An 11,666-nucleotide genomic window follows, 5' to 3' on the forward strand; every position below is an offset into this window, starting at 1 on the left:
GTGGCCGGTCGACCGTGGATCAGCTGTTGTTGTGATCGATCTTGATGGTCGGGTCGCTACCGGCGATCAGCGAGTTGATGTTGGTGTTGGACCAGTTGTTGCCCTCCAGCTTGATCGTCACGTCCGCGTTGGCAATGCCGCCGGCCGCGTTGAGCTTGCCTTCGGAACTGACCTGCAGGGTCGAGGTACCGTCCACTGTGGTGATCTTCAGGAAGTTGTCGATGGTGCTGGCGCTCTCGCCCTGCAACAGGTCCCGCAGGTCGATACGGTCGCCTTCGCTGGCCTTGAAGTCCTTGATCACGTCATTGCCGGTGTCGCCGGCCTTCCAGACGAAGGTGTCGGCACCCGAGCCGCCGATCAGGATGTCATTGCCCGCGCCACCGATCAGCGTGTCGTTGCCGGTACCGCCCAACAGGATGTCGTTGCCCTTGCCACCGTCGAGCAGGTCGTTGCCGCCCTGGCCGAAGATGATGTCGTTGCCGGCGCCGCCCAGCAGCGTGTCATTGCCGTCATGGGCCCCGGACACATCGAAGTCGGTGTAGTGCTCGGTGATGTACTGGTGCACGTTGCTGGTGGTGACGCTGCTCGCGGCCACGCCAGTCTTCTGCGCCACGAAGGCCTGCATGGCCTGGTAGCCCTCGCCGGCGATGCCGTTGAAGCTCACCAGGTCGCCGAAGATGATGTCGTTGCCGTTGCCGCCGTTGACCGTGTCGGCTCCCGGCATGGTCGCTTCGGTATGGCCGAGGATAGCGTCGGCCAGGTTCGACGGGTCGATATTGGTCTGTGGGGTGCTGTCGGTGTCGTACGGCTTCAGGTCGTTGAGGCTGACATCGTTGTTCAGGCCGATCGCTTCCACCTGCGACAGGTTGCTCAGCAGGGTGAAGCTGCTGGTGGAGTTGCTGGTGGTGGCGTTGTTGGTGTAGCTGCCTGCGCCGCCCAGGCTGGACAGCTCATAGGTGCCATCACCCTGGGCATGCAGGGTGCCAGCGTTGTAACTGGACCAACTGCCCCAGGCCTGCGTCCATACCGTGACGCTGCCGCTGCTGTTGATATCGATCAGGTGCGTGCTGTCCGGTTGCAGCCGGACGGTATCGCCCAGCTGATAGTTGCTGGTCGTGATCACGTTATCGAGCCTGACGCTGCCGTACAGGATTGGGTTGGTCTGCTCGCCGGTCTGGTAGAACGTCGGTTTGCCGTCGGTGATGAAGTACGTCAGGTTGGTGGCGTTGGTATTGCTGGTGGCCGCGCTGCTCTGGAAGAAGTTGGCCGTGGTCTTGAACACGTCCTCATAGTTGGTGCCGCCGCCGGACGCCATGCTGTCCAGAATCGCCTTGAGCTGGGTCAGGGCGTTCGGATCGTTGAGGTTTACCGAAACCTGCTTGTTGACCTGGGTATCGAAGTCCGCCAGGAAGACGTTCACGGTGCCCGAGGTGCTGCTGCCCAGGCTGTTTTTCAGGGTGTTGAACACCGTGGTCAGCGAGTTCTTGGCGGCGGTGAGCGAGGCGTCGCTCATGCTGCCGGAGCTGTCGACCATGAATGCGATGTTGTAGTTCTTGCCTTGCACCACGTTCAGGCCGGCGACGTCGGCGACCATGATGTCGTTGCCCTCGGTGCCGACGAAGTTGTCGTCGCCCGCCGTGGCGACGCTGGCGCTGTAGGTCGCCGGGTACACCGTGACCGGGATCTGCGCGGTGCTGCTGGCCGAGCCGCCCAGGGACTCGGTGGAGGTCGAGGTCACGGTCAGGTTGAACGAGCCGTTGTAGTGCGACGGCGGGGTCAGGGTCAGGGTACCCAGGTTCCAGCCGGTGACATTGACTTCGCTGACGCTGCCGCCCGCAGTGAAGGTATGACCGGCGCCATCGCTGAGCACCGAACCGGCCGGAATGCCGCCGATCTTCACGCTCAGGCTTTCCGAACCGTCGGTATCGGTCAGGGCGGTGGTGATCTTCGACAGTTTGACGCTGCCACCTTCGGCACCCTCGTTGAGCTTGTAGCCGTCGTAGTAGCCCTCGCCGTTGCTGCCGTGCAGCTCGGAAAGGGTGACGCCGGCATTGTTCAGCGCGGTTTCGCTCGGGTACATCGGGATGTTGGCGTTGCTCAGGTCGACCGGTGTGCTGCCATTGACCGACAGGTTGACGTCATAGGTGCCCGGGCCGCTCTGGTTGGCGTGGTAGATGTCCAGGGTGTAGTAGCCGCTGGTGGTCGGGGTGAACGAACCGCTGATGCTGCCACCGGCCCCCCAGGTCGCGGTGGCCACGTTCTTGCCGCCGATGGTGATCAGCAGGCTGTCGTCGCCGACACCGCTGAAGCTGTAGGTCTTGCCGGCTTCGAGGTAGATCAGGCCGGAGGTCTTCGAGCCGCTGCCGCCGGCCACGCTGGCGTCGGACTGGGCGTTGGTCACCGTCGTGCTGCTGGTCGGGTTGCCGGAGTTGTTGAACACGGTTTTCAGCGCATCGCCAGTGATGCCGTTGCCGTTGGTACCCAGGCCGCTGAGGCTGGTCCAGGACTCCTTGAGCAGGCCGATGGAGTTCACGCTGTTGCTCGCCACGCCCAGGGTCGGCGCATCGGCCACCGGGGTGATGTCGATCTTCACGGTGCCGGTGGTGCCCAGGGCCTGGCCGTCGGTTGGCTGGAACTTGATCTGCGCGTAGTCGGCCTGCTGGTTGCCCACGCCGCTGCCGTTGTAGCCGTCGACACCCGACTCGTTGGCATCCGGGGTGAAGCGCAGCTTGCCGGCGTCGATATCGGCCTTGCTGAAGGTCTGGTTGCTGGCCACGTCCTTCCAGGTCGAGCCGTCGAGGTATTGCAGCTTGCCGTCACCCGGCAGCTGGGTGATTTTCACCCCGAGGCTGGCCGCAGGGCTGTCCACGTCGCTGACGCCGAAGGTGGCCCAGGTCAGGGTCAGGGCGGTGTCTTCGGTACCGGTCACGGCGCCGCCGGTGGCCACTGGCGCGTCGTTCACCGCCACCACGTTGACCGTGGTGGTGGCGACGTTGGAGTAGTTGCTGCCATCGGTCACCGTCACGGTGATGGTCCGCGGCGTGGTGCTCGGGTCCTCACTGTTGTTGGTGAAGGTGATGTTCTTGATCTGCTGCATGTAGTCGGCCAGCGTCGCATTGCCGGACAGGGTCAGGGTGATGGTGCCCGCCTGGCTGTTGGCATTGATGGTGATGCCGTTGACGCTGTTGCCCAGGTTCAGCTCATCGCCCGGCTGACGGTTGGTCAGCACGATGGTGGCGCCGGTCAGCATCGTGCTGTCCGGGTCGGTGATCGACAGGTCGGTATCGCCAATGGACACGCCTGGGCCGCTGGTGCCTTCGGTAAAGGTCACCTTGTAGTCGGCCCCGGTGGCGCCGCTGGAGTTGTTGGCATCCAGGTCGAGGACCGGTGGCGCATCGTTGTCGATGATCGAAGTGGTGACGCTGCCATTGGTGCCGCTGACCACCAGGTTCTCGAAGTTGCCGCCGGTGGCCGAGTCGATCTTGACCACGAAGTTTTCCGTGCCCTCGGTGATCTTGTCGTCGATGGTGGCGACGTTGAAGCTGGCGCTGCTGGAGCCCGCCGGGATCTTCACGGTGTACACGCCGGTGAAGTCCGAGCCGTCGGCGGCGGTGCCGCTGTAGCTGATCTTCAGGGTGACCTCGGTTTGCGCCGGGCTGGTCAGGCTGACGGTGTAGGTCGCGGCCTGGCCTTCGGTGACCGAGGTGCTGCCGTTGATGCTCGCAGTGGTCGTATTGATGGTGTCGGTGACGCTGGTCACGGCCGGCGTGGTGCTGGGCACCAGGTTCTCGAAGTTGCCGCCGGTGGTGCTGGCGATACTGGCGCTGACGTTGCCGGCGTCGATGTACACATCGTCGCTCGGCGCGGCCACGGTCACGCTGCCGGTGGTGGCGCCGGCGGCGATGTTGATCACCGCGCCGTTGCTCAGGGTCACGGTCATGGCCGTGCCGGTGGCGTTGGTCAGGGTCGCGGTGTAGACGATCGAACCGCCTTCGGCCACGGTGCTGGTGGCGCTGAGCGACAGGTTGGTGGTGTCCGGAGTGTCGGTCACGGTGGTGCTGACCGGCGTCTTGTCGGCCACCAGGTTCTCGAAGTTGCCGCCGCTGACGGTGCTGATCGAGTTGCTCAGTGGCGTGTGGCCAACCAGGACATCGTTAGGCGCGGTGATGCTCACCGACCCGGTGGTCTGGCCGACCGCGATGGTGATCTTCTCGCCATTGGCCAGGGTCACCACGACCGGGCTGCCGGTGACCGGCGAGGTCACGGTGGCGGTGTAGGTCACGGCGCCGCCTTCGACCGCCGACGGCGTCGCCTTCAGGCTGACGGTCGAGGTGTCGATGGTGTCGGTGACGTTGGTGACCGCAGGCGTAGTGCTCGGTACCAGATTCTCGAAGTTGCCGCCGGTGGCAGTCTGGATGGTGGCTTGCACGGTGCCGGCGTCCTTGTAGACGTCGTCGCTCGGCGCGGCCACGGTCACTGTGCCGGTGGTGGCGCCGGCGGCGATGTTGATCACCGCGCCGTTGCTCAGAGTCACGGTCACCGGAGTGCCGGCGGCGTTGGTCAGGGTGGCGGTGTAGACGATCGAGCCACCCTCGGCCACGGTGCTGGTGGCGCTGAGGGTCAGGGACGTAGTGTCCGGCGTATCGGTGACCGTGGTGTTGGCCGGATTGCTGTCGACCGCCAGTTTTTCGTAGTTGCCGCCGGTGGCGTTGGTGATGGTGGTGCTCAGGGAGCTGCCACCCGCCAAGGCATCGTTAGGCGCCACGAAATTCACGGTACCGCTGCTGGCGCCGACCGGAATGGTGATGGTCTGGCCATTGGACAGAGTGACCACGACCGGCGAACCGGTTACTGGAGCGGTAACCGACGCGGTGTAAACCACCGTGCCGCCTTCGGCCACATTCGAAGTCGCGGTGAGGCTGACGGTCGAGGTGTCGATGGTGTCGGTGACGTTGGTCACAGCCGGCGTGGTGCTTGGCACCAGATTCTCGAAGTTGCCGCCGGTGGCAGTCTGGATGGTGGCTTGCACGGTGCCGGCGTCCTTGTAGACGTCGTCGCTCGGTGCGGCCACGGTCACGGTGCCGGTGGTGGCGCCGGCGGCGATGGTGATCACCGCGCCGTTGCTCAGGGTCACGGTCACCGGAGTGCCTGCGGCGTTGGTCAGGGTGGCGGTGTAGACGATTGAGCCGCCCTCGGCCACGGTGTTGGTGGCGCTGAGGGTCAGGTTGGTGGTGTCCGGGGTATCGGTAACCGAGGTGTCGGCAGGCTTGCTGTCGACATCGAGTTTTTCGTAGTTGCCGCCCGTTGCGCCAGTGATGGCGGTGCTCAGGGAACTGCCACCCGCCAAGGCATCGTTAGGCGCCACGAAATTCACGGTACCGCTGCTGGCGCCGACCGGAATGGTGATGGTCTGGCCATTGGACAGAGTGATCACGACCGGCGAACCGGTTACTGGAGCGGTGACCGACGCGGTGTAAACCACGGTGCCGCCTTCGGCCACATTCGAAGTCGCGATGAGACTGACGGTCGAGGTATCGATGGTGTCGGTGACGTTGGTGACCGCAGGCGTAGTGCTCGGCACTAGGTTCTCGAAGTTGCCACCGGTGGCAGTCTGGATCGTGGCTTGCACGGTACCGGCGTCTTTGTAGACGTCATCGGCTGGAGCGGCCACGGTCACAGTGCCAGTGGTGGCGCCGGCCGCGATGGTGATTACCGCGCCATTGCTCAGGGTCACGGTCACCGGAGTGCCCGCGGCATTGGTCAGGGTCGCGGTGTAAACGATCGAACCGCCTTCGGCCACGGTATCGGTCGCAGCCAGGCTGAGGGTGGTGGTATCCGGAGTATCGGTGACCGAGGTATCAGCCGGCTTGCTGTCGATAGCCAGCTTCTCGTAGTTACCACCCGTAGCGTCCTTGATGGTGGTGCTCAGGGAGCTGCCGCCAGCCAGGGCATCGTTTGGCGCTACGAAGTTCACAGTGCCGCTGCTGGCACCGACCGGAATGGTGATGGTCTGGCCGTTGGAAAGGGTGACGACGACCGGCGAGCCGGTGACCGGAGCAGTCACGGAGGCGGTGTAAACCACGGTGCCGCCTTCGGCGACGCTAGGAGTAGCGGTCAGGCTGACGGTCGAGGTATCGATAGTGTCGGTGACGTCAGTAACGGCTGGGGTGGTGCTCGATACCAGGTTTTCAAAGTTGCCGCCGGTAGCGTCCTTGATGGTCGCCTCGACCTTGCCGGCATCCTTGTATACATCGTCAGCAGGCGCTGCGACGGTCACGGAGCCCGTGGTTGCGCCGGCGGCGATGGTGATCACCGCGCCATTGCTCAGGGTCACGGTCACCGGAGTGCCCGCGGTGTTGGTCAGGGTGGCGGTGTAAACAATAGAACCACCTTCAGCGACAGTGTCAGTCGCGCTGAGGGTCAGGTTGGTGGTGTCCGGAGTATCGGTCACCGAGGTGTCAGCAGGCTTGCTGTCGACATCGAGTTTTTCGTAGTTGCCACCGGTGGCGCCAGTGATTGTGGCGCTCAGGGAACTACCACCTGCCAGGGCATCGTTTGGCGCGGTGAAGTTCACGGTACCGGACGACTCGCCCACCGGAATGGTGATGGTCTGGCCATTCGACAGGGTTATCACTACCGGCGAACCAGTCACTGGAGCGGTGACCGATGCGGTGTAGACCACGACGCCACCTTCGGCCACGGACGGCGTGGCCGTCAGCGAAACGGTGCTGGTGTCGATGGTGTCGGTCACATTGGTGACCGCAGGCGTGGTGCTCGGCACCAGGTTCTCGAAATTGCCACCTGTGGCGGTCTGGATGGTGGCTTGCACGGTGCCGGCATCTTTGTAGACGTCATCGGCTGGAGCGGCCACGGTCACGGTGCCCGTGGTGGCGCCGGCCGCGATGGTAATCACCGCGCCGTTGCTCAAGGTCACGGTCACAGGTGTGCCCGCGGCGTTGGTCAAGGTGGCCGTATAAACGATCGAACCGCCTTCAGCGACAGTGTCAGTCGCTGTCAGGCTAAGGGTGGTGGTATCCGGGGTATCGGTCACCGAAGTCTCGGCAGGCTTGCTGTCGACATCGAGTTTTTCGTAGTTGCCGCCGGTGGCGCCAGTGATGGTGGTGCTCAGGGAGCTGCCACCCGCCAAGGCATCGTTTGGTGCGGTGAAGTTCACGGTGCCGGACGACTCACCCACCGGAATGGTGATGGTCTGGCCATTCGACAGGGTCACCACGACCGGCGCACCGGTTACTGGAGCGGTCACGGAGGCGGTGTAAACCACCACGCCACCCTCAGCAACGTTAGGTGTAGCGGTCAGGCTGACAGTCGACGTATCGATGGTATCGGTCACGTCGGTAACGGCTGGAGTCGTGCTCGGCACCAGATTCTCGAAGTTGCCGCCCGTAGTCTCTTTGATGCTGACTTCAACTTTGCCGGCATCCTTGTACACATCATCAGCTGGAGCCGCGACGGTGACGGAGCCAGTGGTGGCGCCGGCAGCAATGGTGATTATTGCGCCGTTCGACAGGGTCACGGTCACCGGAGTGCCAGCGGCATTGGTCAGGGTCGCGGTGTAAACGATCGAACCGCCTTCAGCCACAGTATCGGTCGCGCTGAGGTTCAGGTTGGTGGTGTCTGGCGTGTCGGTAACCGAGGTGTCGGCAGGCTTACTGTCGACATCGAGCTTCTCGTAGTTACCGCCAGTCGCACCGGTGATGGTCGTACTCAGGGAGCTGCCGCCTGCCAACGCATCGTTTGGCGCGGTGAAGTTCACGGTGCCGGAGGATTCACCTACAGGAATGGTGATGGTCTGACCGTTGGACAGGGTTACCACCACCGGCGAACCAGTCACTGGAGCGGTGACCGATGCGGTATAGACCACGACGCCGCCTTCGGCCACAGATGGAGTGGCGGTTAGCGAAACAGTCGAAGTGTCGATGGTATCGGTGACGTCGGTAACGGCTGGAGTCGTACTCGGAACCAGGTTCTCGAAGTTGCCGCCCGTAGTCTCTTTGATGCTGACTTCAACTTTGCCGGCATCCTTGTACACATCATCAGCTGGAGCCGCGACGGTGACGGAACCGGTAGTGGCGCCCGCTGCGATGGTGATCACCGCGCCGTTGCTCAGGGTCACGGTCACCGGAGTGCCAGCGGCATTGGTCAGGGTCGCGGTGTAAACGATCGAACCGCCTTCGGCCACGGTGTCTGTCGCGCTGAGCGTCAAGTTGGTGGTGTCTGGCGTATCAGTAACCGATGTCTCGGCAGGCTTGCTGTCGACATCCAGCTTCTCGTAGTTGCCACCGGTGGCGCCGGTGATGGTGGTGCTCAGGGAGCTGCCGCCAGCCAGGGCATCGTTTGGTGCCGTGAAGTTCACGGTACCGGACGACTCGCCCACCGGAATGGTGATGGTCTGGCCGTTGGACAAAGTGACGACTACAGGCGAACCAGTCACCGGGGCTGTCACGGACGCGGTGTAAACCACGGTGCCGCCTTCAGCAACGCTAGGCGTCGCGGTCAGGCTGACGGTCGAGGTATCGATGGTGTCAGTGACATCAGTCACAGCTGGGGTAGTGCTCGGAACCAGGTTCTCGAAGTTGCCGCCAGCAGTCTCTTTGATGCTGACTTCAACCTTGCCCGCATCCTTGTACACATCGTCCGCTGGGGCTGCGACGGTGACGGAACCAGTAGTAGCGCCTGCAGCGATGGTGATCACTGCGCCGTTCGATAGGGTCACGGTCACCGGAGTGCCGGCCGCGTTGGTCAGAGTCGCGGTGTAAACAATCGAACCACCCTCGGCCACGGTGTCGGTGGCGCTGAGGGTCAGGTTGGTGGTATCCGGAGTATCAGTAACCGAGGTCTCGGCAGGCTTGCCGTCAACGTCCAGCTTCTCGTAGTTGCCGCCCGTTGCACCGGTGATGGTGGTGCTCAGGGAGCTACCGCCCGCCAGGGCATCGTTTGGTGCGGTGAAGTTCGCGGTACCGGACGACTCGCCCACCGGAATGGTGATGGTCTGACCGTTGGACAGAGTGACGACTACCGGGGAGCCGGTTACTGGAGCGGTGACCGACGCGGTGTAAACCACGGTGCCACCCTCGGCGACGCTAGGAGTGGCGGTCAGACTGACGGTCGAGGTATCGATAGTGTCGGTAACGTCAGTAACGGCTGGGGTGGTGCTCGGTACCAGGTTTTCAAAGTTGCCGCCGGTGGCGTCCTTGATGGTCGCCTCGACCTTGCCGGCATCCTTGTATACATCGTCAGCAGGCGCTGCGACGGTGACGGAGCCAGTGGTAGCGCCTGCTGCGATGGTAATCACTGCACCGTTCGACAACGTTACGGTTACAGGCGTGCCGGCCGCATTGGTCAGAGTGGCGGTGTAAACGATCGAGCCGCCCTCGGCGACAGTGTCAGTCGCCGTCAGGCTCAGAGTAGTAGTGTCCGGGGTGTCGGTAACCGAGGTTTCGGCCGGTTTGCTGTCGACGTCCAGCTTCTCGTAATTACCGCCGGTAGCTTCCTTGATGGTGGTGCTCAGAGAGCTGCCGCCCGCCAGTGCGTCGTTAGGCGCGACGAAATTCACGGTACCACTGCTGGCGCCGACTGGGATGGTAATGGTCTGGCCGTTGGACAGGGTCACCACAACTGGCGAGCCAGTCACTGGCGCAGTCACGGACGCGGTGTAAACGACAACACCACCTTCAGCAACACTAGGCGTCGCGGTTAGGCTGACGGTCGAAGTGTCGATGGTGTCGGTGACGTTGGTCACCGCCGGTGCAGTGTTTGGTACCAGGTTCTCGAAGTTGCCGCCGGTGGCGGTCTGGATGGTGGCTTGCACGGTGCCGGCGTCTTTGTAGACGTCGTCGGCAGGAGCCGCCACGGTTACGGTGCCCGTGGTGGCGCCGGCGGCGATAGTGATGACCGCGCCGTTCGACAGAGTCACGGTGACCGGAGTCCCGGCTGCGTTGGTCAGGGTTGCGGTGTAAACGATCGAGCCGCCTTCAGCGACAGTATCGGTCGCGCTGAGGGTCAGGCTGGTGGTGTCCGGGGTATCAGTAACCGATGTCTCGGCAGGCTTGCTATCGACATCGAGTTTTTCGTAGTTGCCACCGGTAGCACCGGTAATGGCGGTGCTCAGAGAGCTGCCACCCGCCAGGGCATCGTTCGGTGCGGTGAAGTTCACGGTGCCGGAGGATTCACCTACCGGAATGGTGATGGTCTGGCCGTTGGACAGTGTGACGACTACAGGCGAGCCAGTAACCGGCGCAGTCACGGAGGCGGTGTAAACCACAACGCCACCTTCAGCCACGGACGGAGTGGCCGTCAGCGAAACGGTACTGGTGTCGATGGTATCGGTGACATCAGTCACAGCCGGAATGGTGCTCGGAACGAGGTTCTCGAAGTTGCCGCCTGCAGCATCCTTGATGCTGACTTCGACTTTGCCGGCGTCCTTGTACACATCGTCAGCTGGCGCCGCGACGGTCACGGAACCCGTGGTTGCGCCAGCAGCGATAGTGATTACTGCGCCGTTGCTCAAGGTGACCGTCACAGGTGTGCCGGCCGCATTGGTCAGGGTAGCGGTGTAAACGATCGAACCGCCTTCAGCGACAGTGTCAGTCGCTGTCAGGCTGAGGGTGGTGGTGTCCGGAGTGTCAGTAACCGAGGTATCGGCCGGCTTGCTGTCGACATCGAGTTTTTCGTAGTTACCGCCCGTTGCGCCGGTAATGGTGGTGCTCAAGGAGCTACCGCCAGCCAATGCATCGTTTGGCGCGGTGAAGTTCACTGTGCCGGACGACTCACCCACCGGGATGGTGATGGTCTGGCCGTTGGACAGGGTCACTACAACCGGCGAACCGGTTACTGGAGCGGTCACGGACGCGGTGTAAACCACGGTGCCGCCTTCGGCCACAGATGGAGTGGCTGTCAGCGAAACAGTGCTGGTGTCGATGGTGTCAGTGACATCGGTGACCGCTGGGATGGTGCTCGGAACCAGGTTCTCGAAGTTGCCGCCTGCAGCATCCTTGATGCTGACTTCGACTTTGCTGGCATCCTTGTACACATCATCAGCTGGAGCCGCGACGGTGACGGAGCCGGTGGTTGCGCCGGCGGCGATGGTGATCACCGCGCCGTTGCTCAAGGTGACCGTCACAGGCGTGCCGGCCGCATTGGTCAGGGTCGCGGTGTAAACGATCGAACCGCCTTCGGCCACGGTTTCGGTGGCGCTCAAGGTCAGGCTGGTGGTGTCTGGCGTATCAGTAACCGATGTCTCGGCAGGCTTGCCGTCAACGTCCAGCTTCTCGTAGTTACCGCCCGTTGCTCCGGTGATGGTCGCGCTCAGGGAGCTGCCGCCGGCCAGGGCATCGTTCGGTGCCGTGATATTGACGGTACCGGAGGATTCACCCACCGGAATGGTGATGGTCTGGCCGTTGGACAGGGTGACCACGACTGGTGAACCGGTCACCGGCGCGGTCACGGAGGCGGTGTAAACCACGGTGCCGCCTTCGGCTACAGACGGCGTCGCGGTCAGGCTGACGGTCGACGTATCGATGGTGTCAGTGACATCAGTCACGGCCGGGGTAGTGCTTGGTACCAGGTTCTCGAAGTTGCCGCCTGCAGCATCTTTGATGCTGACTTCGACTTTGCCGGCATCCTTGTACACATCGTCCGCCGGGGCT

At 63.1% G+C, this 11,666-nt stretch carries 1 protein-coding gene; it reads right to left on the minus strand.

Going from position 1 to position 11,666, the window contains the following annotated elements; genetic code table 11:
- Nucleotides 1-19: 19 nt before the first annotated feature.
- Nucleotides 20-11,666, minus strand: an 11,647-nt coding sequence (locus J4E58_RS30075) for an immunoglobulin-like domain-containing protein (protein WP_207255353.1), incomplete at its 5' end; no start/stop codon positions are given.

This window comes from Pseudomonas sp. FW305-25 (genome assembly GCF_017351415.1).
Lineage (GTDB): Bacteria > Pseudomonadota > Gammaproteobacteria > Pseudomonadales > Pseudomonadaceae > Aquipseudomonas > Aquipseudomonas chlororaphis.